Source organism: Sphaerochaeta pleomorpha str. Grapes, from assembly GCF_000236685.1.
Taxonomy (GTDB): domain Bacteria; phylum Spirochaetota; class Spirochaetia; order Sphaerochaetales; family Sphaerochaetaceae; genus Sphaerochaeta; species Sphaerochaeta pleomorpha.
Window position 1 is genome coordinate 73,892 of sequence record NC_016633.1, and the last position, 25,752, is coordinate 99,643.

25 protein-coding genes are annotated in these 25,752 nt (G+C 46.5%); 16 read left to right on the forward strand and 9 right to left on the reverse strand.

Annotated elements, in window-relative coordinates; all coding sequences use genetic code 11:
* Window positions 1-62: 62 nt before the first annotated feature.
* The 3 genes from SPIGRAPES_RS00350 to SPIGRAPES_RS16350 are packed head-to-tail and all read left to right on the forward strand — an operon-like array spanning window position 63 to window position 5,168.
* A complete protein-coding gene (locus SPIGRAPES_RS00350; RefSeq protein ID WP_014268784.1) occupies window positions 63-1,133 on the forward strand; it encodes an HD domain-containing phosphohydrolase in 1,071 nt (356 codons plus the stop codon).
* Between the two features lie 9 nt (window positions 1,134-1,142).
* Window positions 1,143-4,052, forward strand: coding sequence for an ATP-binding protein (locus SPIGRAPES_RS00355; protein WP_014268785.1), 2,910 nt, complete (start codon window positions 1,143-1,145; stop codon window positions 4,050-4,052).
* Between the two features lie 12 nt (window positions 4,053-4,064).
* Complete coding sequence (locus SPIGRAPES_RS16350) at window positions 4,065-5,168, forward strand: PAS domain-containing protein (protein ID WP_014268786.1); 1,104 nt, start codon at window positions 4,065-4,067, stop codon at window positions 5,166-5,168.
* Between the two features lie 15 nt (window positions 5,169-5,183).
* Here SPIGRAPES_RS16350 and SPIGRAPES_RS00365 read toward each other — a convergent pair whose 3' ends face one another.
* The 3 genes from SPIGRAPES_RS00365 to SPIGRAPES_RS00375 form a co-directional block, all read right to left on the reverse strand.
* The gene (locus tag SPIGRAPES_RS00365; RefSeq protein WP_014268787.1) at window positions 5,184-6,371 is read right to left on the reverse strand and encodes a nucleoside-diphosphate kinase; all 1,188 of its coding nucleotides are present in this window, start codon (window positions 6,369-6,371) and stop codon (window positions 5,184-5,186) included.
* 83 nt (window positions 6,372-6,454) lie between these two features.
* Window positions 6,455-7,006, reverse strand: a complete 552-nt coding sequence (locus SPIGRAPES_RS00370) for a cysteine hydrolase family protein (RefSeq protein ID WP_014268788.1) — start codon at window positions 7,004-7,006, stop codon at window positions 6,455-6,457.
* Window positions 6,963-7,340, reverse strand: a complete 378-nt coding sequence (locus SPIGRAPES_RS00375; protein ID WP_014268789.1) for a desulfoferrodoxin family protein — start codon at window positions 7,338-7,340, stop codon at window positions 6,963-6,965. Before SPIGRAPES_RS00375 ends, SPIGRAPES_RS00370 begins: the two co-directional genes overlap by 44 nt.
* Before the next feature lie 129 nt (window positions 7,341-7,469).
* Here SPIGRAPES_RS00375 and SPIGRAPES_RS00380 point away from each other — a divergent pair, with 129 nt between their 5' ends.
* The 6 genes from SPIGRAPES_RS00380 to SPIGRAPES_RS00405 all read left to right on the forward strand — a co-directional run bounded on the left by SPIGRAPES_RS00380 (window position 7,470) and on the right by SPIGRAPES_RS00405 (window position 13,192).
* A complete protein-coding gene (locus tag SPIGRAPES_RS00380) occupies window positions 7,470-8,303 on the forward strand; it encodes a phosphate ABC transporter substrate-binding protein (protein ID WP_014268790.1) in 834 nt (277 codons plus the stop codon).
* A gap of 4 nt (window positions 8,304-8,307) precedes the next feature.
* The gene (pstC, locus tag SPIGRAPES_RS00385; protein ID WP_014268791.1) at window positions 8,308-9,177 is read left to right on the forward strand and encodes a phosphate ABC transporter permease subunit PstC; all 870 of its coding nucleotides are present in this window, start codon (window positions 8,308-8,310) and stop codon (window positions 9,175-9,177) included.
* Window positions 9,167-10,618, forward strand: a complete 1,452-nt coding sequence (gene pstA, locus SPIGRAPES_RS16355) for a phosphate ABC transporter permease PstA (RefSeq protein WP_014268792.1) — start codon at window positions 9,167-9,169, stop codon at window positions 10,616-10,618. The genes pstC and pstA overlap by 11 nt, the downstream gene beginning before the upstream one ends.
* On the forward strand, window positions 10,615-11,379 hold the full coding sequence (gene pstB, locus SPIGRAPES_RS00395; RefSeq protein WP_014268793.1) for a phosphate ABC transporter ATP-binding protein PstB: 765 nt from the start codon (window positions 10,615-10,617) through the stop codon (window positions 11,377-11,379). Before pstA ends, pstB begins: the two co-directional genes overlap by 4 nt.
* Before the next feature lie 14 nt (window positions 11,380-11,393).
* Window positions 11,394-12,050, forward strand: coding sequence for a phosphate signaling complex protein PhoU (gene phoU / locus SPIGRAPES_RS00400; protein ID WP_014268794.1), 657 nt, complete (start codon window positions 11,394-11,396; stop codon window positions 12,048-12,050).
* A gap of 77 nt (window positions 12,051-12,127) precedes the next feature.
* On the forward strand, window positions 12,128-13,192 hold the full coding sequence (locus tag SPIGRAPES_RS00405; RefSeq protein WP_041384781.1) for a lipid II:glycine glycyltransferase FemX: 1,065 nt from the start codon (window positions 12,128-12,130) through the stop codon (window positions 13,190-13,192).
* Here the strand turns inward: SPIGRAPES_RS00405 and SPIGRAPES_RS00410 are convergent.
* Window positions 13,180-14,145 (reverse strand): XdhC family protein, encoded by a 966-nt coding sequence (locus SPIGRAPES_RS00410; RefSeq protein WP_155816632.1) that lies wholly within the window; start codon window positions 14,143-14,145, stop codon window positions 13,180-13,182. The two genes, SPIGRAPES_RS00405 and SPIGRAPES_RS00410, sit on opposite strands and share 13 nt — an antisense overlap.
* On the reverse strand, window positions 14,142-15,296 hold the full coding sequence (locus tag SPIGRAPES_RS00415; protein WP_014268797.1) for an aminotransferase class V-fold PLP-dependent enzyme: 1,155 nt from the start codon (window positions 15,294-15,296) through the stop codon (window positions 14,142-14,144). The genes SPIGRAPES_RS00410 and SPIGRAPES_RS00415 overlap by 4 nt, the downstream gene beginning before the upstream one ends.
* A 100-nt stretch (window positions 15,297-15,396) precedes the next feature.
* Here SPIGRAPES_RS00415 and yedE point away from each other — a divergent pair, with 100 nt between their 5' ends.
* Genes yedE through selD form a run of 4 tightly spaced genes read left to right on the forward strand, consistent with a single transcriptional unit; the run spans window position 15,397 to window position 17,939 of the window.
* Window positions 15,397-16,461, forward strand: coding sequence for a YedE family putative selenium transporter (gene yedE, locus SPIGRAPES_RS00420; protein WP_014268798.1), 1,065 nt, complete (start codon window positions 15,397-15,399; stop codon window positions 16,459-16,461).
* A gap of 10 nt (window positions 16,462-16,471) precedes the next feature.
* Window positions 16,472-16,681, forward strand: a complete 210-nt coding sequence (locus SPIGRAPES_RS00425; protein ID WP_014268799.1) for a sulfurtransferase TusA family protein — start codon at window positions 16,472-16,474, stop codon at window positions 16,679-16,681.
* Window positions 16,681-16,923 carry a putative Se/S carrier protein gene (locus SPIGRAPES_RS00430; protein ID WP_014268800.1) on the forward strand — a complete coding sequence of 81 codons (243 nt, stop codon included), beginning with the start codon at window positions 16,681-16,683 and terminating at the stop codon, window positions 16,921-16,923. Before SPIGRAPES_RS00425 ends, SPIGRAPES_RS00430 begins: the two co-directional genes overlap by 1 nt.
* Window positions 16,920-17,939 carry a selenide, water dikinase SelD gene (gene selD / locus SPIGRAPES_RS00435; protein WP_041384344.1) on the forward strand — a complete coding sequence of 340 codons (1,020 nt, stop codon included), beginning with the start codon at window positions 16,920-16,922 and terminating at the stop codon, window positions 17,937-17,939. Before SPIGRAPES_RS00430 ends, selD begins: the two co-directional genes overlap by 4 nt.
* A gap of 103 nt (window positions 17,940-18,042) precedes the next feature.
* Here the strand turns inward: selD and murQ are convergent, their stop codons facing one another.
* From murQ to SPIGRAPES_RS00455, 4 genes are all read right to left on the reverse strand, one after another.
* Window positions 18,043-18,939: an N-acetylmuramic acid 6-phosphate etherase gene (gene murQ, locus SPIGRAPES_RS00440; RefSeq protein WP_014268802.1), complete on the reverse strand. Its 897-nt coding sequence runs from the start codon at window positions 18,937-18,939 to the stop codon at window positions 18,043-18,045.
* 11 nt (window positions 18,940-18,950) lie between these two features.
* Window positions 18,951-19,805 carry a carbohydrate ABC transporter permease gene (locus tag SPIGRAPES_RS00445; RefSeq protein WP_014268803.1) on the reverse strand — a complete coding sequence of 285 codons (855 nt, stop codon included), beginning with the start codon at window positions 19,803-19,805 and terminating at the stop codon, window positions 18,951-18,953.
* Window positions 19,802-20,716 (reverse strand): carbohydrate ABC transporter permease, encoded by a 915-nt coding sequence (locus SPIGRAPES_RS00450; protein WP_014268804.1) that lies wholly within the window; start codon window positions 20,714-20,716, stop codon window positions 19,802-19,804. Before SPIGRAPES_RS00450 ends, SPIGRAPES_RS00445 begins: the two co-directional genes overlap by 4 nt.
* Window positions 20,717-20,798: 82 nt before the next feature.
* Complete coding sequence (locus SPIGRAPES_RS00455; protein WP_014268805.1) at window positions 20,799-22,076, reverse strand: ABC transporter substrate-binding protein; 1,278 nt, start codon at window positions 22,074-22,076, stop codon at window positions 20,799-20,801.
* A gap of 369 nt (window positions 22,077-22,445) precedes the next feature.
* Here SPIGRAPES_RS00455 and SPIGRAPES_RS00460 point away from each other — a divergent pair, with 369 nt between their 5' ends.
* The 3 genes from SPIGRAPES_RS00460 to SPIGRAPES_RS00470 are packed head-to-tail and all read left to right on the forward strand — an operon-like array spanning window position 22,446 to window position 25,674.
* Window positions 22,446-23,261, forward strand: a complete 816-nt coding sequence (locus SPIGRAPES_RS00460) for an electron transfer flavoprotein subunit beta/FixA family protein (RefSeq protein WP_014268806.1) — start codon at window positions 22,446-22,448, stop codon at window positions 23,259-23,261.
* Window positions 23,258-24,256 (forward strand): electron transfer flavoprotein subunit alpha/FixB family protein, encoded by a 999-nt coding sequence (locus SPIGRAPES_RS00465; RefSeq protein WP_014268807.1) that lies wholly within the window; start codon window positions 23,258-23,260, stop codon window positions 24,254-24,256. Before SPIGRAPES_RS00460 ends, SPIGRAPES_RS00465 begins: the two co-directional genes overlap by 4 nt.
* Window positions 24,253-25,674, forward strand: coding sequence for an FAD-binding oxidoreductase (locus SPIGRAPES_RS00470; RefSeq protein ID WP_014268808.1), 1,422 nt, complete (start codon window positions 24,253-24,255; stop codon window positions 25,672-25,674). Before SPIGRAPES_RS00465 ends, SPIGRAPES_RS00470 begins: the two co-directional genes overlap by 4 nt.
* The last annotated feature ends 78 nt before the right edge of the window (window positions 25,675-25,752 follow it).

The following is a 25,752-nucleotide window of genomic DNA, read 5'->3' on the forward strand; positions in this document are numbered from 1 at the left end:
AGTCCGATGGTACACTTTACTATCTTTATGGGGTATAATCGCCAGCATTGTGGGGGTAGCCTTTGAACACCATCTTGATTGTCGATGATTCAAATACTGACAGTATTCTGATAGGTGCGATGTTGCGCTCAAATTTTGTCATGTATGCAAAAGATGGTATCCAGGCACTCGAGATTGTTGCAAGTGGCCAACACATAGACTTGATCCTCCTTGACCTCCATATGCCCCTGCTGGATGGATTCGGCGTAATGGCTGAGCTGAACAAATTGAAGAATGAGATTCCTGTCATGATTCTTACCAATTCCGATGAAATCGAAAAAGAAATAAAGGGATTGGAGCTTGGAGCCGTTGATTACATTCGCAAACCATTGAACATTCTTGCCTTGAATAAACGGGTGGATATCCAGCTGAAATTGATAGAAGCTACCAAGAACATCAAGCATAACAACAAAATATTGGAAGAGACTGTTCGGTTGCGAACAAGAGAAGTCCTCAAGACCAATGAAATTACAATAAATGCCTTGATCAGGCTTCTGGAAATAAGAAACATTGAATCAAGCAATCATTCCAAGCGAACCCAAGCCATGATGGAAGTGTTGTGCAAAGAAATTGTAGGGCTCGACCTCCCAGGTTATTATTTGGATGAAAAACAAATACTTGATCTTATCCATACTGCTCCGCTGCATGATATTGGGAAGGTGGGAATTCCAGACAGTATTCTCCTCAAAAAAGGCAAACTGAATCCTGAAGAATTTGAAATCATGAAACGCCATGTGAAATTTGGAGTTGAAGCGTTGGAATTTGGGACTAGCGGAGAAACCTTTAAATTCGATTTTATCAAAACTGCCAAAGAGTTGATCGGGTCTCACCACGAATGGTTCGATGGCAGTGGATATCCCAACGGGCTGGCAGGTACTGCTATTCCCCTTTCTGGCCGTCTGATGGCTATTATCGATGTATATGATGCTTTGACCAGTAAACGTATCTATAAAGAAGCTATGACACATCAAGAAGCAATGGCAATTTTATATGAGGAAAAGGAAAGTCATTTTGACCCTGTAGTATTCCAAGCCTTTTTACACATGCAGATGGAAATTCTGGATATTGTGAAGGCAAATTCGTCAAAAACGTAAAGGAGTCATATGCCGAAAGGAATTGCAAACAAACTGTGCATTTGTCTTATATGCACGTTGTGCATGGTTCCTTCGGTTTGTTTTTCCGCATCTGTTGCATTGTCCTTGGATGAGGCAGCTTTTATTTCAGCACATCCGACAATCCGCATCGGAATAGACCGTGAATTCGTCCCGTTTGAATTTATTGACAGTAATGGTACCTATTCGGGAATTTCTTCTGAGATTCTTGCATTGATTGCTGCAAACACAGGTTTGTCCTTTACCTATGATTCTGCATTGGGTTGGGACGATACGGTTGAAAAAGCAAAGATACAGGAAATCGACCTGCTGCCAGCGGTGGCAATTACCGAGGACCGGAAACAGTATCTGACGTTTACAAGTCCCTACATCTCTTTTCAGCAGTCCATTGTCATAAAGAATACAAATACCAGTATCAAAGGTATTGAAGACCTTTTCAATCGTCAGGTCGCTGTGCAAGTAAATACCTTCTGGGAAGGTTTTCTCAACGACTATCCCCTTATCGGAAAACGACAGTATGAAAACGTTGAGAAAGCACTGCTTGCGGTAAACAGAGGAGAGGAGGTTGCCTACATAGGCAACGAAACCTCTTCGATTTATTGGGCAAGGAAACTGGGCCTTTCGGAATTGAAATTCATTCCCCTGAAGCAAGAACCTGAGCAACAATTGAGTTTTGCCGTCCGCAAAGATTGGTCTTTGTTGGCTTCAATAATAGAAAAAGGGGTACAGTCAATATCCGAGCAAGAATTCAATGAAATTTTCGACCATTGGATTCTTGTGGAAAAACCTACGGATTATTCCCTTGCCATACGCATTTCCCTATTCGCTGGTGCCTTGATTCTCTTTGTGGCCTTGGTTTCGGTCTTTTGGATCAGAAAACTGAAACAGGAAATTATCAATAAGGACAATACGCAAAAGGATTTGGAAATCGAAAAGCAGAAAGCCGAGTTTGCAGATAAAGAAAAATCGCGTCTTATGGCAAGGATTTCCCATGAAATCAGGACTCCCTTGAACGGAATCAATGGGACTACCTATCTATTGGAAAAATCAGAGCTTTCAATAACCCAGAGGAGATATCTATCCATCATTTCGGGGGCAACCCATACAATGCTTTCCCTTATAAATGATATTCTCGAATACTCGAGGATTGATGAACATTGCCTTGCCTTGCAAGAAATTCATTTTCACCTTGATGAGATAATCAGGGAAATTCTATCGTTGGAAGATTGGGCAGCGAAGCAAAAGAAACTGAAGGTTCATGTTCGTATCGATGAAGATGTTCCCTTGGTTCTGAGAGGGGATAGCGGAAAGCTTTCACAGATTCTTACCAACCTTATTCACAATGCCATGAAATTTACCCTACAGGGAAGCATTGATGTACATGTATCAGTGCAACTTAAAGAGAATGACCACTGTATCATTGTCATTGCGATTCAAGATACCGGTATTGGCATGACAGCGCAGCAGGTTGAAGGAATATTCCAACCTTTCACCCAAGCCGATGATTCCATTTCCCGTCGATTTGGAGGATCCGGGTTAGGGCTTTCCATTGTGAAAGGCTTGGTTACCCTCATGCAGGGGACCATCGATGTTTTCTGTGAACTAGGCAAAGGATGCACCTTTACCGTTGCGCTTCCTTTCAAAATTGACCACCAGGAGGAATCGTCAGGATGCAATGATTGTGCTACTTCTCTCCGTCTCGATTGCAGGCACGCTTTGCTGGTAGTCAAGAACAAGGAATCGGTTGCTGCCGTAGGATCCTTGTTGACTTCCTATAAAATTAAATATGATTTGGTCGACTCGGAGCGCTTGGCTATATCCTTGCTTGAAGCCGATTCCTATGAGGCAGTAACTCCCTATTGCCTATTGATTATGGATGCCGTTTCTTGGAATACAAGGCCCAGGCAATTGCTCGATTTTTTGGCAGGAAAGAACAAGAACAAGACCAAGCCTACTGTAAAAACCCTGTTGCTTCTTGAAGATGATAGCAATTTCAACCCCTTGGAGAGTAAGGATAGTGATAATGGCCCTGATTTGGTTTTGTCCTTACCTGTCAACAGTTCAGTTTTTTATAACGCAATGCTTGGATTGTTTCTTCCTGAGGATAGTCTTCCTTCCCCCGTTCCTGAACCAGAGATAGTGCGTATCAAAGACACGCACTATCGCGTTTTGGTTGTCGAGGATAACAAAATCAACCAGATTATTTGCAACGAGGTTTTAACAAGGAGTGGATTTCAGGTAACCCTTGCCTCCAATGGAAAAGAAGGGGTGGAGTATTTCAAGCAAATGGGGGATGAAGTCGATCTTATCCTACTCGATTTGCACATGGATGTAATGAATGGATATGAAGCCTTGGCCATGATACGGAGTTTGAACAAGAGAATTCCTATTGTAATAACCTCGGCTGACCTCCTTGAAATTGCAAAAACGCGGGCTTTGGGGTTGGGTGCCTCTGAGTTTCTTGGCAAACCCTACAATCCTGATGAATTGATCCAGATCAGTAGTGAGTTGATAATCAATTATCGGGTTTTCGAGGCAGGTACCAGATGTATCGATATTGATGAAGGGTTGCTAAGGGTAGGGGGGGATACTCATCTATACAACCTGGTGATAAGTTCGTTCTTACAAGAATATGAGCAGGAAAGCGTTCTCTTGATGACCCAGATTAAGGCCAATCAATATATCCAAGCCTTTGAAACCGTGCATAAAATCAAAGGGGCCTGCGGTTCGATCGGGGCTACCGTGGCTCAGACTCTCGCCGCACAAGTACAAAGCCTGCTCAATGAGGGATATTCTCAAGAGATGCTGGAAAAGGCAGCATTACTGGAGACTGAATTGCGGGGTGTGCTTTTTGAAGGTGCCAGGTGGAAAGAACGTTACGAAACTTCGTATAGAAAATAAACAGGGGAAAGCATGGAACTTATAAAAACAGGAAATCCTAGGGTAGAAAAGCTGGTCCAATATCTTCAAATCCTTTGTACAGGGATCTGTGAAAAAGAGAATTATGATTCCTATAGAGACATTTTGGAAACTGCCACTCCCTTTGAAGTGAACAAAGCCCTTTCTATCGTTCTTGCAGGGGCTACTTCTTTTTCTGATTACATGCTGCCTGTTTCGAGGTTTTTTCGTTCGGTCGGAAAATCGCTTGACAGCCAAATAGTGGCTGCCTATCCCCCGTCGCATATACTTAGCCGACTTTCTGCAGAGAATACTGCTATTGCTGCCTTGTGTTCTGCACTACAAGTCTTATCAAAACAAGTTCATTTGAAAACCCTTAATAGGGAAGTTTTGGTCAACTTTGTCGCATCCTTTGGCTTGCTCAATTCCCACTATACTGCCTTGCAGAACGAGTTGTTTCCTTTATTCGAAAAAGCTACCGTTGACCATGCCTGTGTCAAATTGATGTGGAGTATCCAGGACCTGGTACTGGATGCACAGAAAAAAATCATTCAGTTTGATACTTCCCTGTCAATGGATGAATTCTGGAAACTGTTCGGAAAGTTTTTTTCCTTGGTAGAGATTCTGGTATATCGTGAAACAAGGGTTTTGTTTCCCGTTGCCTACCGAGCTATTTCCCAGGAATATGAAAAAGAGAATTCCTTGGTAAAAGGTGTCTCTCTTGCACGTTTTGTCTCGAATACCGGTTCGTTGGCGTTTGGAGAACTAGAAGCAATTTTTAAATTGCTTCCCCTTGATATCGCCTTCATCACTGCAGATGACAAGGTAGCCTTCTACTCTGATCCTCCACACAGGATTTTTCCTCGGAGCCCGGCAGTACTAAAAAGGCTGGTGCAAAACTGCCACCCTATGAAAAGTGTTCAAACGGTTGAAGCAATACTATCCTCTTTCAAGGACGGAAGCAAAGATTCTGCAGAATTCTATCTCACCGTACAGGGGCGTTTTATCCATATTGAATACTTTGCCGTAAAAAACAACCAAGGTACCTATCTTGGTACCTTGGAAGTAACACAGGATGCCACGCGTCTTCGTGCCCTTGAAGGGGAAAAACGCCTATGACAAGCAAAGACAATCCTATGAGAGCTGGTTGATGTATTCCTGGACTATTTTCGCACAACTGTTTTCCATGAGTCCGAGGATTTTCATTTCTCGAATGGCATTTTCCTTGGAATCGGAAGCATGTGCTGCATTCACCCTGATATTTGTTCCGAAATCACGCCTGATTGTTCCCGCGGGAGCCTTTGTGGGATCAGTTGGTCCCAAAATATCCCTGATTTTTTTTACTGCATCGACCCCTTCGTATATCAGGACCATGCATTTGACCAGTCCTGGTTTCTGCAAATCCTCTGGAGGGCAGGCACTGGGACGGATACCTGACATGAAATCTACGATTCTTTCAAATTGCTCCTCGGCATAGGTTGCCCCAAAGCTCGTAGCAAGAATCTCTTGGATATTATTGTTAAGGATAACATTGAATTCGCTTTCCAAAAGTTCTTTAGCCTGCATGCCATAGATCGGTGCCAGTTTGTTTTTGAGATTTTCCTTGATAGGGCCATAGAATTCCAAGGCCTGGGCTACAGACATTCTCAAAACCTTAATCCCCACAATACGCAATCCAGTCCTGGAAAACATATCGATAATCATCCCGGGACGGGATGACGCATATTTCCAGTTATCCGGTTTGATAATAGCAAGGGTTCTCTCAGTGCCTTTCCGTTCCGATAATGGAAGGTTTTCGATGATATTGCTCTGGGTTACAAGCCAAGAAGAGATCAATTTGAAGGTAGCATCGGCTTCCTCTTGGGTCTGGGCAGTCAAGACTCCCGGTTCGAAATAGGATACCTTCTCACATTTCTCGTCCTCAAAAACCAAATCAGCATAGGTATCCCTGATCGATTCACCGGTGAGCATTTCCACCCTGCTGTTTTCCCCTTGGAAGTTTCCGCAAACATTTGCCAGTTGGGCACAGGGGTTGGAGCCCTGGAAAACGAGTAACAGGGAACGGTGGCGCACACCTTTTGAGGGACCTAGGTTTTTTTCTACATAATCGGCAAGCAACGGTGAGGATTTGAACCCCTCTGATTTTTCTCGTTTTCGTATGAGCTCGGCATACTCGCTTGCGATTTTTTGATCCATGGCAATCATCTGAGCCCCGACCAATTCAAGGTCGATGCGGGACAATAAGCGCGAAAGAACCCCTCCTGTGCGGCTTTTTGCGACCGTGTACGGGGTAATCAAAACATACGATAAGCATTGTTCCATCAAAAGACTCCTTCTGCGATTGTCTGTCTATTTATGGTACAAGGGGCATCGTCTTTTGTCTATTGAGAAAGGCAAAAATTATTTTACATTATTTCAATTTGGCAACAAGCCATGGAAATCAAGGCGGCAGTATGGTTTTCTACCGTGGAACCTGCACAGTTTTCCGCATCAACAGAAATTTCAATGTCAGGTCGAAAGGCTTTTATAAGCAGTGCATTCGAGATGACACAGATATCTGTACAGACCCCTGCCAACTCAACTTTCTTGATTTCCGGCATAGCCGCAATCTGCTTTGCCATCTCTACCGAACCGAAGGTGGGTTTTTCAAAAACCCTGGCGGATTGGAAATAGGGAAGCAGTTCATCGATAATATCATGCCCTTCGGTTCCCTTGATGCAATGGGGAACCGGTAGTTTCAAGCCTTCAGGGGTGTGAAGGTAATCCTGTGTATGGGTGTCCAGGGTAAACCATAGCTGTTTTTCTGTCTTTTTAATTTTGTCGATAAGCTTGGGTACCAGTTGCTGTGCCTCCCTTGATCCAAGGGGGCCGGTTACAAAATCCTTTTGCATATCGATTATGATGAGCAAAGAATCAGAAAGAGGTTTTCCAGATTCCGTGTATGTTGCAATATGCATATACATCTCCATGGTCCTTGTCAGTAAATACGGCGGTTGCCGGTCCATCATTCTTAAGGTTGCTTCTCCGTATTGTCTGTTTGGTTACAAATGTGATAAATGAAATATGATGGCCTTCTGACTGTGGGTGCATCTTTGCTCCCACGTTTACATATAAGAGTCCATTCTGATGGCGGATCTCAGGGATATGGTATTCCTGACCTTCCCCAGAGACTTTGGCTTTTAATAGTTCCATCGGTTGGTTGCAGCAAGCAAGGCTATGGCCACCATCCTCGACGACTTCTACTACACTATTGCACACATTGCATCGATAGAAAGAAATTTTCTTTGCCATGTAGCCTCCTTGCTTAAACGTACTCCTGTTCAAAGAAAGAGAAAAGACTTATTAACAGAATTTTCATATATTCTTGATGCCTTGCTTGCAATTTGACTTCAAGCTCCACACAAGGAGAAACGAAATTCTATGAAAAAAATGACAATTATCCTCATGGTCCTTGCGCTTGCGATTTCCCCGATTCTTGCAACCGGTTCAAAAGAGACGAAAGCTGTCGAAGAATATACGTTCGGGGGTTCGTCCACGGTTGCCCCCGTGGCTGAGGCTGCGATCGAAGCCTACCAGAAAGACAATCCAAAAGTGAAACTGAGCTATGAGACCCTCGGGTCTTCAGTCGGTCTCAAGCAACTGCAGGAAGGTACCTTGAGCCTTGCAGGTTCTTCCAGGGAACTGAAGAGTGCTGAAGTCGAGGCAGGTTTGATCCCCCATACAATCGCCCTCGATGCGCTCAGTGTAGCAACCAACTCCTCGGTAGGCATCGCCAATCTGACGATGAAGCAGCTCTCTGCCATCTTTGCCGGTGAGATTACCAACTGGAAGGAAGTGGGCGGCAACGACGCGAAGATCGTGTTGGTCGTCCGTGACGAAAGTAGCGGCACCTATGGTTCCTTCAAGGAAATTGTCCTTGACTCCCAGAAGAAAAGCCCAAGCAAGAATGCGATTGTGGCCCGGGAGAACGGGGAGCTTGCTGCCAAGATTGCTTCCACTACCGATTCAATCGGGTATATCGGGATGGCGTTCAACCACCTGGTAACTGAGAAAGGTGGTACAATCCTCTCTATTGACGGGGTCAACCCCTCGGAAAGTAACGTCAAGAACGGGAGCTACCCGATCAGGCGCGAACTGTATGTAGTTACCGCCGGCGATTTTGTAGCGGGGAGCATCCAGAAAAGCTTCTTCGACTTCCTGGTTTCCAAGAAGGGCCAGGCTATCGTAAGCGAAGCTGGATTCGTAAGCCTGTAACAGTATGGAAAAAAGAAAAACCTTAGATCAGACATCGACTGTAGTAATTACCATCAGTGCGCTTGTATGCTCTTTTGCCGTATTGCTTCTGGGAGGCTTTATCGTCTCCCAGGGGCTTCCTATGTTTTCAAAGGTTCCCCTGGTACAATTCCTGTTTTCAACTGATTGGAGTCCGACTGGGGACGTCCCTAATTTCGGTATCCTTACGTTCTTTTTCAATACGACGGTAGTTACCGTTCTGGCGCTGGTATTTGCTATGCCCATAGCATTGTCTACCTCAATCTATCTGGCATTGTTTGCAAAGGGAAAGACCGCCAGTTTGCTGCGTAGTGCCATTGAGTTGCTTGCTTCGATTCCTTCGATTATCTATGGACTGGTAGGTATGGTAGTGATTGTTCCCATTGTTCGTTCCCTGTTCGGAGGAAACGGCTATAGTATTCTCTCCTGTGCAATCGTTTTGTCAGTCATGATTCTCCCTACAATAATCAGTGTGAGCGAAGTCTCTATCAGAAGTGTACGGGATGACTTGAAATGGGCTTCGGTTGCGATGGGTGCCACAACCTGGCAGACTATCAAGGGTGTAGTACTGCCTGCAAGCAGATCAGGGATTGTGACAGCGTTGGTAATGGGCGTCGGAAGGGCGGTCGGAGAGACAACTGCAGTATTGCTTGTCGGTGGAAACTCTCCTTTGTTCCCCAAGAACCTCGCTTCCATGGGCCGAACCCTTACCATGAACATCGTTACCGATATGAGCTATGCTGCAGGGACACACCTGCAGGCACTCTTTGCTACCGCAATTCTCTTGTTTATCTGTGTCCTGGCACTCAATATCCTGGTAATGAAACTGGGAAAGGATAAAAACAATGGCAGATAAACGAATCAGGACAAACACTATTGCCCTTGCTATCATCAAAACCCTTGCATTCTCCACTTTGTTTATCCTGGTGTTTCTCATCGGATACCTTACCTTCAAGGGGCTTGTTAAGGATGCTATTACCATTAGTCCCTACAAGGAATCGAAGGACCAGGTTGTTTCTGTCTTCAGCGGTGATTCCCATATCAAGCGAATGTCGTGGGAACAAGTGCGGGATATCCTGGATGGGAAAATCTACTCCATGCGAAGTGTGAGTGGATATGATGACGATATTCAGCTTTTTGTAGATCGCTCCTCCTTACCGGTCATTGCAGAGTATTTTGCCCTAAGCGAGGCATCGATAGCAGAAACTGCCAAGGTTGTCGAGTTTGGGGACAAAGGGATAGCCCGTGCGAACGGGAGCCTTTTTATTGCCAAAACCTCCCAAGGCAAGGCTTCCGGTTTAAGCAGGGTTGAACTTTCTGCAACGGTCGTGGCAGTCAATAAAACCGTTACTACACTTGTAAATAACAAGAAAGTCGGTATTGTGGATGCCTTGGATATTGATAGGCTTGAGAACGGGTCTATCATGAACTGGTCCGATCTCAACGGGTCTGATTTGCGTGTGGTACGTTGCACCAGCTTTGAGCAACTTTTCCAGACTGAAGGTGGCTATTTTGTCACTGAGGCCAACCTTGCATATAGCCATAGCGATGTGGAACTGCTGAGTATAAGAAGTACCCACATGGAAAAAAACCTTACCCTCCGGTTCATGGCAAGCTCTGCTATCCAAGGGGGTAAATATGGTGGTATCGGGTCAATTATCGTGAACACCTTTTTTATGATTCTGCTTTCCATCCTCTTTGCAGCCCCTGTGGGCCTCGGGGCAGCCATTTACCTGAGTCTCTATGCGCACAAGGGAAAACTGCTTTTCATCATCCAAAGCGGTATCGATTTGCTTGCATCGGTTCCTTCAATCATATTTGGTCTATTCGGCCTTTTGGTTTTCGTGCAGACGTTTGGATGGAGCTTCAGCCTGATAAGCGGCAGTTTGACAATTGCCCTGATGATTTGTCCAACAATCATCCGAACAAGCCAGGAAGCAATTAAGAGTGTGGATGCAAGTCTCTTTGATGGCTCCATTGCCCTTGGGGCAACGAAGATTGAAACAATCCTAAAAATAAGTATTCCCAATGCAAGGGAAGGGATCATCGGTGGCATCATATTGGCAATCGGAAGGGCAGCGGGTGAGACTGCAGCCCTATTGTATACGATAGGTAGCGGAACAGAGGTTGCCAATGGCTTGTTCAGCCCTGCAAGATCTCTGGCAATGCATATCTATCTTACGGTGAGCGAGGGAAGGGGCCTTGATGGGGCTTTTGCAGCCTCGCTGGTTCTGATGGTTATTGTCTTGATAACCAATCGCATAGCCCGGCTGTTTTCTAGAAAGGAGTTGAGATGAGTTTGTTCGAAGTAGAGCACTTGGACCTGTTTTATGGTCAGACACAAGCACTCAAAGATGTAAATATTAAGATTGAGGAACAGGCGATCACTGCCTTTATCGGGCCTTCTGGTTGTGGGAAATCTACTTTTCTCCGGGTGTTGAACAGAATGAACGACCTTATCGGCAATGTCACCACAACAGGGACAGTCTTGTTTGGCGGCAAGAATCTGATAACAGACTATGAGCCTATGGAACTAAGGCGTCGTGTCGGGATGGTTTTCCAGAAACCCAATCCATTTCCTATGAGTATTTTCGATAACGTAGCGTATGGGCCCCGGTTGTTCAAACGATATACTAAATCCGATATCGCAGACCTGGTTGAGGATAGTCTAAAAAAGAGTGCCTTGTGGGATGACGTGAAAGACCGGTTGGGGAAAAGTGCCATGAGTCTCTCCGGTGGGCAGCAGCAACGTCTCTGTATTGCAAGAACCCTGGCTACCGGTCCTGAGGTCGTCTTAATGGATGAACCGACCAGTGCCTTGGATCCGATTTCCACTGCACGGATCGAAGATTTGATGATAAGCTTGAAAAAGCAATATACTATCGTAGTGGTCACCCATAATATGCAACAGGCGTCCCGGGTCAGTGATGATGTTGCTTTCTTTCTGGTAGATAAAAACAGGTGTGGGTTTTTGGTGGAATATGGTAATACCCAGGAATTGTTCCTGAATCCCAAGGACAAGCGTACAGAAGACTATATCAGTGGAAAATTCGGTTGATAGGGAGGAATGAAATGAAGACAACCCAGTTGGAAGAGAAATTGCAATATTATCATGAGTTGCTTGTCCAGATGCTCAATGAAGTAGAGGGCGCTTTGTTTTTGGCTGTCGATGCGACCAGAAAACGAGATACTACCCTGGCAAGCCAAATCATTGCCCACGACCAGGCCATCAATACATTGCGCGATACCGCCGAGCATGAAGGAATCATGTTACTCGTCACAGAACGGCCCTATGCACATTTTTTGCGTCAGACCATTTCTGACTTGAAGATTGCAGGTGAAATTGAAAGAATGGGTGACTATGCTTCGCATCTAGCCAAGGTCGGCAGTGCTCTTCCCCATAGCAAAGAGGTTGATTTCATCGTTTCCCAGATTTGCGAGATGGCCCTTTGCGGGGCGAAAATGGCCCGCAGTGTCGCCGATGCCTTGGATAGCCAGACTTCTGACCTTGCCCGTATGGTGGCTAAGATGGATGATACGATCGATTCCAAACGCGATATGATCAACAATTTGCTTTTCGATTACCAGAGCACCACCGATGAAGAGCGGGTGGCCCTGTACCAGTGTTTCTATCTTACCAAAGAAATGGAAAGGCTTGGGGACCATGCGACCAATATCTGCGAATGGATGGTGTTCACTATTGAGAGTGTCAGGCCTAAGCTGAACTAGGGTACAACCTTTGTAGGTTTTGTGGTAAGGTACCAGTGTTTGCCACCATAAACCGAGGAGGGGGTGTCGTGAATCTTATGCTACAGGCGAAGAGCCCTGAGGCCCTGTATGATACGCCATTGTTGCACCAGAGTTCTTTCTGGTCCCAAGTAAAACAGAACCAAGGATTCGCTGCACGGGCCTTTGATATAAAAGTCCGTACAAGCGATGTGCTTCAATTGAGTGGATCTTCCTATTTGCTTGATGATGTGCTGGTCTTGCTTGCTCCCATCGGAAGGTCTTATTCCATGGGATATGTTCCCTATGGACCGGTACTCAACCCCATCGATTCTTTGATGGGGCCCTTCTTGGAAGAACTCTCAGAGCAATTACGGGAAAAACTTCCCAAGGATTGTGCCTTGCTCCGGTTTGATCTTCCCTGGCAACGGCCGTGGCAAGCCGATAACTTGGATACTTCCCTGCAAGAGCTCAGGCTCAATTGGGGTACTGAAAGAAAGGTCCTGCGCAAGGCTTGTTCGGATCAACTTCCTCCTGACACCCTGCTTTTGGATCTGTGCGGCAGTGAAGAATCCATTCTTTCGCGGATGCATAGAAAGACGCGGTATAATATCCACCTTGCCCAGCGTAAAGGTGTGGTGGTGCGGGAAGGGACCTTTGAAGACCTTCCGATATTCTACGAACTCTATAAAGAGACTTGTCTGAGGAATGGCTTGAACCTCCATGACCTTTCCTTTTTTTCCTCATTCTTCGGGCCAAAGGACATCCATGCGGGGTTTTGCCTGCTATTGGCAGAATGGGAAGGTGTTCCGCTTTCTGCAATGTTCCTTACCCGGTCTTCGAACCGGGCAACCTATCTGTATGGGGCTTCTTCTTCAAGGATGAGGAACAGCATGAGTACCTATGCATTGCAGTGGAATGCCATTGTCCTGGCAAAAAAATGGGGATGTACCCAATATGACCTGTTTGGTTTAGCCCCCTCTGACGAGCCTTCCCATCCCATGCATGGGCTGAATGCCTTCAAAATGGGTTTTGGCGGTAAACCGTTTCATAGGATGGGTTGCTGGGACTACGCTTTCGACGAACAGATAAGCAACGAATTGTTTGCCTATGAGATGGTCGAGAAAGGATATCACCTGACTTGAAAAAGTATCTTTGCATCCCCGCCGCAGATCATACCGAGCGAACCTGCCTTGCTACTATCCAGATTGTAGTGGATTATCTCAGCCCTGCTGGCTTTTGCAGATAGCATCTCTTGGGCATGTTCGATGGTCTTTGCCTCTACCATACCTCCACCGACCGTACCTGAGGTGGTCCCATCTGCAAAAATAGCTATCTGGAAACCCACATCACAAGGGGCTGAACCGGTTTTTTCAATGACCCTTGCCAGGATGTACCCTTTGCTTTGGGAAAGTTTTTCCAAAAGTTTCGGGTCGAGCCGTACAGCTTTTTCTTCCTTGCGGTATACGCTGATAATCTCAGCCATGATACTGATGGCAATCTCGCTGGCAGTGATTGCACCGATGGAAAGCCCGATAGGGGAGTGCACCGTTGCAAGCAGGTCCTCGCTGAATCCTTTTTTGCGCAGATTGTCCAAGGTTATCTTGACCTTGTTCTTACTGCCGATCATCCCGATGTAGGAATGGGGGAGGCCAAGTGTTTGTTCCAGGCATACCTGGTCAAATCCATGGCCTCGGGTAACCAGTACATAATAGGGCTTTACCCAGGTCTGTTTTTCAGTGAGGGTTTTCAAAAAAGGAGCACAGTGTAAATCAGCTTTGGGATAAAGCTCTTTGTTACAGAATTCTTCCCGCTCATCAAGTATGGACACTTCCATGTCCATCAGGACAGCTAAGGCATAGAGTTCTTTGGCAACGTGGCCGCCGCCACAGAGAACCAAATGCACCTTTGCCCCCAAAGTCTCGCTAAGTACCTCCCCAGTATCAAACGAGTGGGGAGTCTGCTGGTAGGTTGCGATTTGTGCATTTCCCCTATAGAGGGCTTCATCCCCAATATACGGACCGGAAACAATGGTCTTTCGTACTATATTGCCTGTTTGCAACGCTTTCAGCATCGTATTGTAATAGTTTTCCATCATTTGTTCCTTTTCAATTCTTTCAAGACCTGTGCCAAAGAGGCAAGGGTAACATCGATTTCGCTATCGGTTGTGAAATACCCCGGGCTGAACCGTATGGTTCCCTTGGGGAACGTTCCTAGTGTCCTGTGGGCACTCGGGGCACATTGCAATCCTACCCGAGTCTCTATGCCTGCCAATTCTTGTAACCGAAATGCAATGAAAGCATTGTCGAAGGTAGGGAAATCGATGCTGATTGCACTCGTTCTTCCTTCAAGGGAAGCAAGTCCCTTCAACTCTATCAGATTGTTTGACAAAAAGAAATCGAGCAAAGCCGCACTGGCTTTCTGTTCTTGCCTGATGAGCCGGTCATGGTTTTCCTGCAGGTACGAAAGGCTGGTATGGAGACCTATGATACCTGGGAGGTTGAGCGTTCCCGCCTCCAGTCTGTCAGGAAGCAGGGGGGGGATATCCTCGCTGTCGCTGAAACTTCCGGTTCCCCCGCTGATCAAGGGGTCAATTGCCCTTCCCAGTTCGGGTGAGAGCAAAAGGCCCCCGATTCCCTGGGGCCCGAGCAATCCCTTGTGCCCGGTGAACGCTACTGCGTCTATACCCATATGGTCCATATGAATGGGGAAGACAGGACTTCCCTGGGCAGTGTCGACAATACACAGGATTCCCAGTTCCTTGCAAAGTGAGGCTACCTGCTCGATGGGCATTACAGTCCCCGAGACATTGGAGGCCAGGGTGATGATGATTGCCTTCGTATTTTTCTGCAGTAAAGGACGAATCGCATCAAAGTGAAGGCGACCTTGCTTGTCACAGGGAATCTTGGAAAAAGGAATTTTACTTTGCACGAGCGGGCGCATGACAGCATTGTGTTCCATGGAACTTATCAGTATATGGTCTTCTGCAGTAAACAGGCCTTTGATGAGCATGTTCAATGACTGGGTGACATTCATGGTAAAAACGGTGCATTCAGGATGGGAGAACCCAAAGAGAGTACAGAGTTGTTGTCTGGTTTCCTGGACAACCATGGCGGTGTCATAGGCACTTTCATATCCTCCTCGAGCGATATTGCTTCCGCAATTGGTGAGGAAGTTGGCCATTTTTTGGGCAACTGCAGGTGCTTTTGGCCAGGAGGTCGAGGCGTTGTCAAGATAGATTCTTTGCATAGGCTACAGAATACCACCAAAAATTAAAAATTTCCATTGCATTTTAGCATAAATAATGGTTAAATTGTTGCAGAATGTTTCATAAATTGAAGGGGTGTTTATGGCTGTGTCGAAAGAAAAACGAAATCTAATAATTGCAGGAACGACGATTGGGGTTATTTCTGCAGTTCTTGTCTTGTTGGGAAATCCAAAAAACATGGGGTTTTGCATTGCCTGTTTTATCCGGGATACCGCAGGGGCTCTGTCTTTGCATTCTGCATCTGTAGTGCAATATGCAAGGCCAGAGGTTATGGGACTGTTGCTTGGATCCATGTTCCTTAGCCTGGTAAAGGGTGAGTTCAAACCCAGGGGTGGTTCTTCTCCCTTCATTCGGTTTGTCATCTCATTTTTTGTCATGATCGGGGCTCTGGTATTTCTGGGTTGTCCTTTTAGAATGTTGCTTCGTCTCAGTGGCGGTGATCTCAATGCCTTGGTTGGTTTATTCGGGTTTGCCGGGGGTATTGTTATAGGTTCGATTCTGCTGAACAAGGGATTTTCCTTGGGGAGAAGCTATAAACAGAGTAAAGCTGAAGGATCTGCCATAGGGTTTGTCACGCTTGCTCTTTTGGGAATCCTGCTTTTTATTCCCTCCTTGTTGAAATTCAGCGAGAAAGGTCCTGGAAGTCTGCATGCACCCATTCTTTTCGCCCTTATCGGAGGTTTGGCTGTAGGCATGTTAGCCCAGAGAAACCGTTTCTGCATGGCCGGGGGGATTCGGGATATTTTCTTGTTCAAAGACAGTACCCTGGCAATGGGTTCCCTGTTCGTATTTCTGTCAGCTTTGGTATTCAACCTTTTTACGGGTGATTTTCACCTTTCCTTTGCAAACCAGCCGGTTGCCCATACCGATTGGCTTTGGAATTTCTTAGGCATGGCCTTGGTTGGGTTAGGTTCGGTTTTGATCGGGGGTTGTCCGCTGAGACAGACCATTCTCGCCGGTGAGGGTAGCAGTGACAGTGCCATGAGTGTACTTGGTATGCTCGTAGGTGCAGCCTTTGCCCATAACTTTGGTCTTGCCTCTTCGGCAGCTGGAGCTACCACAAATGGCAAAATTGCTGTTTTTGTCGGGTTTGCTGTCATTTTTCTGATCTCTGCATCTGTCATGCGCAAAGCTAAAACTAATTAGGAGTGATTATATGTTGGAAATTGATGCAAGAGGACTCTCCTGTCCCCAGCCGGTAATAGAAACAAAAAAGGTCTTGGACAGGAAAATCGAAAAAGTTACTGTCTTGGTAGATAATCAGGCAGCGTATGAAAATGTGACAAGGTATGCGAAAGCTGCAAAGTACGAGGTTGCAGCTGAGAAGGATGGCGATAGCTGGTCCTTGGTGCTGACGAAGGCCTAATGTTATTTATTGCTACTTTCTTTACCCATTTCGGTGCTATTAAGTTCAGGGAATTTGCTAAAAAGCAGAACCTTGAATGTATACTGATGCCTGTTCCCAGGGTTTTGTCTTCCTCCTGCGGCACTTGTGCCCGCTACAAGGCAGAACACTGGGATATAGGCTTTTCTGATGAGGCCTTGGAAGGTGTTTTCTCCCTTGATAAGGGAGATGGTTACGAGCAACTTTTCAAGGCAAAGGAATGAACATGGTAAAACTTACTTCATTGGTAAAAACCTCAGGGTGTGCGGCAAAGCTTCCCCCCGCCCAATTGCATGAGGTATTGGGAAGCCTTCCCTTGGTCCATGACGAACATCTCGTCGGTGGTTTCGAAAACAGTGATGATGCTTTGGTCTATCGTTTGGACAATGGGACCTTGGTCATTCAGACTGTCGATTTCTTTCCTCCCATGGTAGATGACCCTTATACATTCGGGCAGGTGGCAGCGGCAAATGCGCTCAGCGACATCTATGCAATGGGGAGTGAACCGAAGATTGCCATGAACCTGATGTGCTTTCCCTCTTGCCTGGAGCTTGAGGTAATGCATCAGATTCTGCTGGGGGGCCTCGATAAGGCAAATGAGGCCGGAGCCGTGATTGCAGGCGGCCACACCATTAGCGACCCTACCCCTAAGTATGGCCTCTGTGTTACCGGCTTTGCCAAAGAAGGGGAAGTCTGGGCCAACAAAGGCGCACAGGAAGGGGACCTTCTGGTGTTAACCAAAAGCCTTGGGGTCGGGATAATCAACACTGCAGTAAAGGCTTCCATGGCAAGCGAAGAGGCAGCCAGTGCGGCTATCAAGAGTATGGTTACCCTCAACAAATATGCCAGGGACGAAGCACTTGGCTATACAGTCCATGCTGCTACCGATATTACCGGGTTTTCCTTGCTTGGACATAGCCAGGAAATGGCTGTGGCAAGTGATGTACAGCTGGTGATTGAAAGCGAGAAGGTACCAATTCTTCCCTTTGTTGAGGAATACTCAATCCAGGGCTTGAATCCTGGAGGGTTGTACAATAACCGGGACTATATCGGGGGAAGTGTAGATATGGTAGCTTCTATCAGGCAGAGCCTGCAGGATGTGCTGTATGATCCACAGACTTCCGGCGGGTTGTTGTTTAGCATGCCTGGCAAAGATGCCAAAGCCTATAGCGAGAAAACAGGCTTTCCCATCATAGGGTATGTCAAGGCAAAAGGTGAAAAACCTATACTCGTAGTGTAGAAAAACAGCAATCTGATGTTGCTGTATACCCAAATGAACAAGGCAATGATTGTCCTTTAGAAGGGCAGCCATTGCCTTGTATCGAATCTGACCAAAATGCCACTTATTTCTGTTTTTGGTCCAGGACTTTATTGATGCTTCCTTCGTTGTTGTCCAGCAGTTCTTTAGCCTTCGAGCAAGAAACCTGCAGCATGGACATCAAAACGGCCACTTTCACATTTCCCCCTGATTGCACATAGAGTTCTTCTGCTTGATCCTCACTGCAGTCGGTAATCTCCTTGATAAGGCGTTTGGCCCTGTCCACTAGTTTTGCATTCAGTGGCATCAGATCGACCATAAGGTTGTTATAGACTTTGCCGATGCGAATCATTGCCGTTGTGGTAATCATATTGAGTACGAGTTTCTGGGCAGTTCCCGATTTCATTCGGGTCGACCCTGTGATAATCTCCGGTTCTACCGCTAGATAGATTTTATGATCGGCATGGTTAAAAACCTTTGATTCCTCGTTGCAGGAAATTGCCCCGACCTTTGCCCCCAACCCCTGGGCGTACATCATCGCACCCAATACATACGGGGCCTGCCCCGAAGCAGTGATTCCGACAAGCACATCATCTTTGGTAAATCCCCTAGATTTAAGTTCGATGATTCCGGATTCAGCATTGTCTTCTGCTGCTTCAATGGCAGACGTAAGGGCTGGGAGTCCCCCTGCGATGAGACCTTGGACCATGGAAGGCGATACCCCGAAGGTGGGAGGACACTCAGAGGCATCAAGCACCCCGAGTCTTCCCGAGGTACCGGCCCCGATATAAAACAACCTGCCACCTTTCTTGAAAGAGACAACGACATCATCGACTAAACTTGCAATGGTAGGGATCATCTTTCTTACGGCAAGGGGTACTTTTTCATCTTCTTTGTTAATTATCTCAAGGATTTCCAAGGTAGATTTTGTATCAATCTTATAAGATGCAGGATTTCTCTGTTCGGTAGTAGGTAGTGACATACAATAACCCCTTATTTAACCGCTCCTGCGGTCATTCCTTTGATAAAATACTTGGACATGAACAGGTACAATACCAGCATTGGCAGAATGGCGATGGATAAGCCTGTGAAAAGCAGGTTCCAGTTGGTGCTATGCTGCCCAAAGAAGGTACTTAACCCGACAGGAAGTGTCTTGAGTGCATTCGATTGCAAAAAGACCAGGGGAAAGAAAAAATCATTCCAGATAGGAACGGCATTATAGATGGTTACCAAGGCAATTGCCGGGGCTACCATCGGCATGACGATGCGTCTGTAAATCGAGAAGTCATTGCACCCGTCGATTCTGGCTGCATACTCCAGTTCAACGGGAATTGATTTCATGAACCCTGAGAGAATAAAGACTGTCGAAGGAAGTCCCATTGCCATAAAGATCATGATAACCGAGAGCCTTGAATTGATCAGTCCCAGGCTTTTGATAAGCAGGAACAACGGGATGATAGCTGCTTTCAAGGGGAGCATGATCCCACTGAGAAACAGCATATACACCAAGGTGTTGCCCCTATAGGTGTAACGTGAGATGCCATAGGCTGCCATGGAACCGAACAATATGACAAAGGCCATGGCTACGACTGTCACTACGATACTGTTGATGAAGAATTGGGAAAACCCCTTGTCGACCCAGACTATCTTGAAATTCTCCAGTGAAAAAGCAGTGGGGAGGGAAAAAGGGGTCGTGAGGATATCCCTGTTGGTCTTGAACGAGGAAGTGAACATGTTGAACAAAGGATACAGTATCAAGACCACATAGATGAGCATGATAACGATCATCACCGTGATAAAGAGTCTTTTTGCCAGGGAAGCTCCCTTATAGTGGAAGTCGGTTATCATAGCTGGATCTCCTTACGTTTGGTGAAAAACACCGAAATCAGCGAAATGGCAAAGGTAAGCAGGTAGATTACCAGTCCGATTGCAGATCCTATGCCTATTTCAGGGCGTCCGGCATCGACAGAACCGAAGGCCGTGCGGTAAAACAACGTCCCGATTGTATCGGTAGAGTAGTTCGGCGATCCGTCAAGTCCGGTCATGATATAGACTTGTTCGAATACATTCAGGCTTCCGATGATTGTCAGTACGGTTATGATAGTGATAGCGGGGATGATCAAAGGGAAGATGATTTTCCAGAATAACTGCCATTCCCCGACTCCTTCAAGATAGGCAGCCTCCAGACATTCTTGGGGTACCCCGTCGATTGCTGCCAAAAATACGAGGGAAGGAAATCCTACCCAACGCCAGATATTCACCATGATAATGGAAGGGGTGGCCAATTGCTCAGCTCCAAGCCAGGCCCTTTGAAGGTTTTCGAGACCGATTACTTGCAAAAAATTATTCAAAAGTCCTGCAGGTTTGAGGTATATTCCCCACAGAAAACCTACGGCGACTATGGAAAAGAGCACAGGGATGAAGAAAATACGTTTAAAAATTGGAGCAAGGGGGATATTCCTGCTGAGCAAATATCCAAAGAGCAATCCAATGGAATTTTGTATGAGCATCGTGGAGATAAACCAAGTCCCATTGTTTCCCAAGGCATTGAGAAACCGTTCTTTGTAAGGGTAGGAACTGAACAGACGCCTAAAATTCTCCAGGCCGACAAAGTCCAATCTGATGAGTTGGTTCCAAGAGAACAGGCTGTTATACAGAGTCATAAAAAGCGGAAGGAGGATGAAAATCCCCACAACCAACAACCCGGGTGTAATAAACAAAGCGATCCATGATGCCTTGTGTAATTTGCGTTGGTTCATGGTAATTCCTTTCTGATTTGATTCTGGACCATACAGAGGTAGAAACCCCTGTAGGATCCAGCATTGGATAACATAAACACGTCTATTTCTGGAAAGGCTTGTAGTAGGAGGCAATGCCGTCCTGAATCTGTTTTGCAGCTTCAGCAGGGGTTAGCGTTCCAGCCATTACACCCTGTGCGGCAGCCTGCCACAAGGAAGAACCAGTTGGCTGGTTGTACCTGAAACCTACGAGGAACAGGTAAGGGGTGGCATTTTTCTGCAGTTCGAGAACGCGTGCGATAAAGGGATCTGCCGACGCATCTACCCCAGGGACTGAGGTAACCATCTTCATTTCTGTGACGACGGCTTTTCCGAATTCCTTGGTTGAGAGGAACTTCAAAAATTTTACCGCTGCATCCTTGTTCTTGGAATTTGCATTCATGGCAAAGTTCATGTCAGCATATACCGATACATATGCAGGATCAGTTGCTTTTTCGCCAGGAACCGCAAAGATGCCAAAGTTAAGGTTCGGGTTCTGAGTCCTGAAATATGCAGCTTCATAGGAACCTGCAATCAAGTGAGGGGACACTTCATTGATAAAGTTGGACCGCATGTCATCATAGCCGATGCCCATGTACATATTAGGCATATATTTGGTCAGTGATTTCATTTTCTCGATCATCTTGATGAAGGCAGGGTCTTGGAAATTCTTTGTTCCTGCTACAACTGCGTTGTAAAAATCTGTACTCCCGTAAAAACCTGGGCCCATCCCACCGAGCATGGTCTCAAGTGTCCATCCGTCTTTTGCACCGTTTCCGAGCGCCAGATAACCGGCTTTTGAAACAGCTTCAAAATTGGCAATGAGTTCATTCCAGGTCTTGGGAATGGAAAGACCGAGCTTCTTATACACGTCGATATTGTAATACATGAATACAGTCTGGCTTACTGCAGGGCTTCCGTAGATTTTGCCATCGGTAGGCGAGGTTGCCCCAAGCAAAGCTGTGGGTGAGTAGTTCTTGAGTTCTGGCATCCACTGTTCAAGGGGTTCCAGAAATCCTGAATCGGCAAAAGTTGCCAGACCACCGTAGGCACGACCCTGGAATACATCGGGACCAGATCCGCCTGAAAGGGAAGCGGCGAGTATGGTATTGTACTCGGTGTTCTTATAGGCAGTCTGCACTACTTTGATATCGGGATTTTCCATCTCAAACTTTGCAATCTGCTTTGCATAGAAATCGACATCTTCCGGCCTCCAGGTCCAGAATTCCAATACCGTTTTTTCTTTTTGGGCAGCAGTGCTTTGCTCTGCAGTCCCTGCGGCAAATACGCTTGCCGATGCAACAAGGGCGATGAGCAACAAGATAACCACGTTTCTTTTCATTGAACTTCTCCTTTTGTTAATGAGACTTTTCCGTCTTAGCGGAAAATTGTTCCGTACACTTTGATTTTGAGGCCCAGCAGTAGCTACTGTCAAGAAAATAATAAAACATAGTTTTAAACATAAAATAATTATTAGTGAAAATAATTTTTAAAAAATTCTGGCAATATTTCCTTTTGATGATATTCTATTGAAAATATAGTGCGGGGGTTTTCTTGATGAAATACTTTCTCTTCAAGCATTTCCCGATTTTGTAGTAGTAGAATGGGCTAATACCCTAGGAATTTGCATACGTTTTATACCAATACAAAAAAACTAAAACTGACGAATCATTGACAGACAGTTTGTATCACGCAATACAGAGGAGAGAGCATGTATATAGTCGTCCCTATCAAGCAGGTTCCCGAGACAAGCAATGTCCAGATGGATAAAGAGACAGGCACTATGATCCGTTCGGCAAGTGAGGCCATTGTCAATCCGCTGGACCTCTATGCCTTGGAGACTGCCTTGCAAATCAAAGAGCGCACCGGTGGCAGGATTACCGTTATTACCATGGGTCCTCTCGGTGCCGCGAAAGTGCTCAAAGAAGCCATAGCCATGGGTTGCGATGATGCCATCCATCTATCGGACAGGGCCTTCGGTGGTTCCGATACCTGGGCCACTTCCTATACCCTGGCATCGGCTATCAGAAAACTGGGTAAGGTTGACCTAGTCATCGCAGGGGAACGGGCCACCGATGGGGATACCGGCCAAGTAGGTCCCGGCCTTGCTTCCTGGCTCGATATGGGCCTGGTTACCTATACCTCCCACATCGAGGAACTTACCGATACCTATCTCATAGCGGAGCGATTGCTTGAGGAAGGCTACCAGAAAGTAAAAGCAACGCTTCCTGTGGTTCTTACCGTAGTAAAGGAGATAGCAATTCCTAGGTTGCCAACGCTTAAAGGGAAAAAACGTGCGATGCACATGACTATCCCCCTTTTGGGGGCAAAGGACCTTGGCCTCGAGAATGCTGACCTTGGTCTGTTGGGTTCACCTACCAGGGTAGTCAAGATAGAAAGTCCGAAGATCAGCCGTGCGTGCACAGTAGTAAAAGCTACCGATGACAGTTCTATACAGGAAGGGATAGACAAATTGATGCTGTTTCTCGCAAGCAAGGAACTGCTGGGCAAGGGAGTTGCAAAATGAATGAAATATGGACGCTTAGCGAACAACATGGGGGAAAACTCAAGGACGTCTCCTTTGAACTGCTTGCACGGGGCAGAGCCCTCGCCGATACGCTTCAAAGCCAGCTCTGTACTGTAGTTTTGGGAAACAAAATCGATGATAAAGAGCTTGAATCGTTGATTTTCCATGGTGCCGATACTGTGTTTTATGTTGAAAACCCCTGCCTTGGCGATATGGTCTGTGAAATCTATGCAATGGTACTTGCCTATCTGGTTGGTGAATATACTCCCCATGTGCTGTTAGCAGCCGCTACGACCACAGGGCGCAGTGTTTTGCCCTATCTTGCGGTAAAGATCCATACAGGGCTTACCGCAGACTGCACCGACCTTGCCATCGAGAAAGAGACGGGAAACCTTCTGCAGACCAGGCCGGCAATCGGGGGGAATATCATGGCTACGATAAAAACCCCGAACCACAGGCCCCAGATGGCGACAGTGAGACCTAAATCCTACAAGGCCCTTGCTGAAGATAGATCGAGAAGTGGAAAGGTGGTAAGGGTTGCATGGAATCCTGAATGGAATGACACAAGGGTCCAGGTTCTCTCGTATCGCGAGGAGTGTGGGAATTCCAGTTCCCTGGAAGAGGCCGATATCGTAGTTTCCGGTGGCAAGGGCCTGAAAAAGCGGGAGAACTTCCGCTTGATCGAAGAGCTTGCAGATAGTCTGGGAGGCCAAGTGGGAGCCTCGCGTGATGCTGTCGACCGTGGTTGGGCCAGCTACCCTCATCAGGTAGGCCTATCGGGAAAGACCATATCACCGAAACTCTACCTGGCTGTAGGGATTTCCGGGGCTGTCCAGCACCTGGCAGGTATCAAGACTGCAGAATATATCGTGGCAATCAATAGCGATGAACATGCCAATATCCTACAGGTTGCCGACTTTGCCCTTGTCGGTGATCTGTTCGCGATTTTACCTCAATTATTGAGGCGTCTGGGCACGCAAGGCGGGGAGAAATGAATACCTATACAAAAGTAACACCAGAAATTGTCTCAGAACTTTCTACAATTGTGGGAAACAATAACCTTATCAGCGATTTCGACCGTATGGAGAACTATGGGCATGATGAGACTTCAAAGGAAGAATATGGCCACATGCCTGAGGTGGTAGTCATGCCACAGTCTTGCGAGCAGGTAGCACAGGTCATGAGACTTGCCACCAGATACCATATTCCCGTAACTCCCAGGGGAGCCGGTTCAGGGCTGAGCGGGGGAGCAATCCCTCTTTTCGGGGGAATCGTACTTTCGGTTGAAAAAATGAACAAGGTTTTGGAAATCGATGAGAAAAACCTTACCGTAACTGCCGAGGCAGGGATTATCACCAACGAGCTGAACAACCAAGTCATAGAGCATAAACTCTTTTTTGCCGGGTACCCGATGAGTCTTGAGACATGTTTCCTCGGTGGGAATATTGCTGAGAATGCAGGCGGAGGAAGAGCAGTAAAATACGGGGTGACCGGAAGATATGTCCTGGGTCTTGAAATCGTTACCCCTGATGGCCGCATCGTGAACCTTGGGGGAAAAGTGACCAAGGATGTCAGCGGCTATGATTTGAAACAGCTGTATATCGGTTCGGAAGGAACTTTGGGTATCATCACCAAGGCTACCATAAAGCTGCTCGGTCTTCCCACGGCAAAAGCCGACCTTCTAGTACCGTTCAAGACAGCGGAGGAAGCCATTGCGGTTGTCTCTGTCATTATGACCAAGGGCATTGTCCCGACAAGCATAGAGTTCATGGACAGGACTTCCTTGCAGATGTCCTGCAATTATCTCAACGAAACCCTTCCTCTTGAAAAAGTGGGTGCCATGCTGCTCATCGAGCTTGATGGCTCAGAGGAAAAACAGGTTGAGGCGGATATGATTAGCGTGGGAGACTTGTGCGAGGCGAATGGAGCTATGGAGGTCTATATTGCCGAGGACAAAAACACTCAGGAACGAATCTGGTCTGTGCGAAGGAACATTGCCGAAGCATTGAAGGTCTATAGCCCGGTGCAGAGTCTGGAGGATATTGTAGTCCCTATCGGCTCTATTCCCCTGGTTCTTCCCAAACTGACCATGCTTTCAGAGAAGTATGGGGTGACCATTCCCTGTTATGGCCATGCCGGGGATGGAAATCTCCATGCCACTATTGTAAAGAACCCAGAGAGCACTATGGAACACTGGCATGAAATAGAGCCTATGATTCTGCGTGAGCTCTATGCCTTCATTGTCACTGAACTCGGGGGAAAGATCAGCGGGGAGCATGGCATCGGTATAAAACGGAGGGAATTCTTGCGTGAGGTTATCTCCGATACCGAATACGACTTGTTCTGTGCGTTGAAGAAGGCCTTTGACCCGCAGATGATTATGAATCCGGGAAAGATCATTCGGATACAGTAAATTGCTGGAGGTTTCAGGTACTACCTGAAAAGGATTTGGAAAATGGGCACCCCCCAGAAAGCTGGAAACAACTTGTAG

Coding starts and splice junctions, on each gene's coding strand:
- SPIGRAPES_RS00365 (WP_014268787.1), bottom strand. CDS start 6,371: ATGGAACAATGCTTATCGTATGTTTTGATTACCCCGTACACGGTCGCA.
- phoU (WP_014268794.1), top strand. CDS start 11,394: ATGAAGACAACCCAGTTGGAAGAGAAATTGCAATATTATCATGAGTTG.
- SPIGRAPES_RS00460 (WP_014268806.1), top strand. CDS start 22,446: ATGTATATAGTCGTCCCTATCAAGCAGGTTCCCGAGACAAGCAATGTC.
- pstA (WP_014268792.1), top strand. CDS start 9,167: ATGGCAGATAAACGAATCAGGACAAACACTATTGCCCTTGCTATCATC.
- yedE (WP_014268798.1), top strand. CDS start 15,397: ATGGCTGTGTCGAAAGAAAAACGAAATCTAATAATTGCAGGAACGACG.
- SPIGRAPES_RS16350 (WP_014268786.1), top strand. CDS start 4,065: ATGGAACTTATAAAAACAGGAAATCCTAGGGTAGAAAAGCTGGTCCAA.
- SPIGRAPES_RS00470 (WP_014268808.1), top strand. CDS start 24,253: ATGAATACCTATACAAAAGTAACACCAGAAATTGTCTCAGAACTTTCT.
- SPIGRAPES_RS00450 (WP_014268804.1), bottom strand. CDS start 20,716: ATGAACCAACGCAAATTACACAAGGCATCATGGATCGCTTTGTTTATT.
- SPIGRAPES_RS00455 (WP_014268805.1), bottom strand. CDS start 22,076: ATGAAAAGAAACGTGGTTATCTTGTTGCTCATCGCCCTTGTTGCATCG.
- SPIGRAPES_RS00380 (WP_014268790.1), top strand. CDS start 7,470: ATGAAAAAAATGACAATTATCCTCATGGTCCTTGCGCTTGCGATTTCC.
- murQ (WP_014268802.1), bottom strand. CDS start 18,939: ATGTCACTACCTACTACCGAACAGAGAAATCCTGCATCTTATAAGATT.
- SPIGRAPES_RS00425 (WP_014268799.1), top strand. CDS start 16,472: ATGTTGGAAATTGATGCAAGAGGACTCTCCTGTCCCCAGCCGGTAATA.
- pstC (WP_014268791.1), top strand. CDS start 8,308: ATGGAAAAAAGAAAAACCTTAGATCAGACATCGACTGTAGTAATTACC.
- SPIGRAPES_RS00430 (WP_014268800.1), top strand. CDS start 16,681: ATGTTATTTATTGCTACTTTCTTTACCCATTTCGGTGCTATTAAGTTC.
- SPIGRAPES_RS00445 (WP_014268803.1), bottom strand. CDS start 19,805: ATGATAACCGACTTCCACTATAAGGGAGCTTCCCTGGCAAAAAGACTC.
- SPIGRAPES_RS00355 (WP_014268785.1), top strand. CDS start 1,143: ATGCCGAAAGGAATTGCAAACAAACTGTGCATTTGTCTTATATGCACG.
- SPIGRAPES_RS00465 (WP_014268807.1), top strand. CDS start 23,258: ATGAATGAAATATGGACGCTTAGCGAACAACATGGGGGAAAACTCAAG.
- SPIGRAPES_RS00410 (WP_155816632.1), bottom strand. CDS start 14,145: ATGATGGAAAACTATTACAATACGATGCTGAAAGCGTTGCAAACAGGC.
- pstB (WP_014268793.1), top strand. CDS start 10,615: ATGAGTTTGTTCGAAGTAGAGCACTTGGACCTGTTTTATGGTCAGACA.
- selD (WP_041384344.1), top strand. CDS start 16,920: ATGAACATGGTAAAACTTACTTCATTGGTAAAAACCTCAGGGTGTGCG.
- SPIGRAPES_RS00375 (WP_014268789.1), bottom strand. CDS start 7,340: ATGGCAAAGAAAATTTCTTTCTATCGATGCAATGTGTGCAATAGTGTA.
- SPIGRAPES_RS00405 (WP_041384781.1), top strand. CDS start 12,128: ATGCTACAGGCGAAGAGCCCTGAGGCCCTGTATGATACGCCATTGTTG.
- SPIGRAPES_RS00370 (WP_014268788.1), bottom strand. CDS start 7,006: ATGCATATTGCAACATACACGGAATCTGGAAAACCTCTTTCTGATTCT.
- SPIGRAPES_RS00415 (WP_014268797.1), bottom strand. CDS start 15,296: ATGCAAAGAATCTATCTTGACAACGCCTCGACCTCCTGGCCAAAAGCA.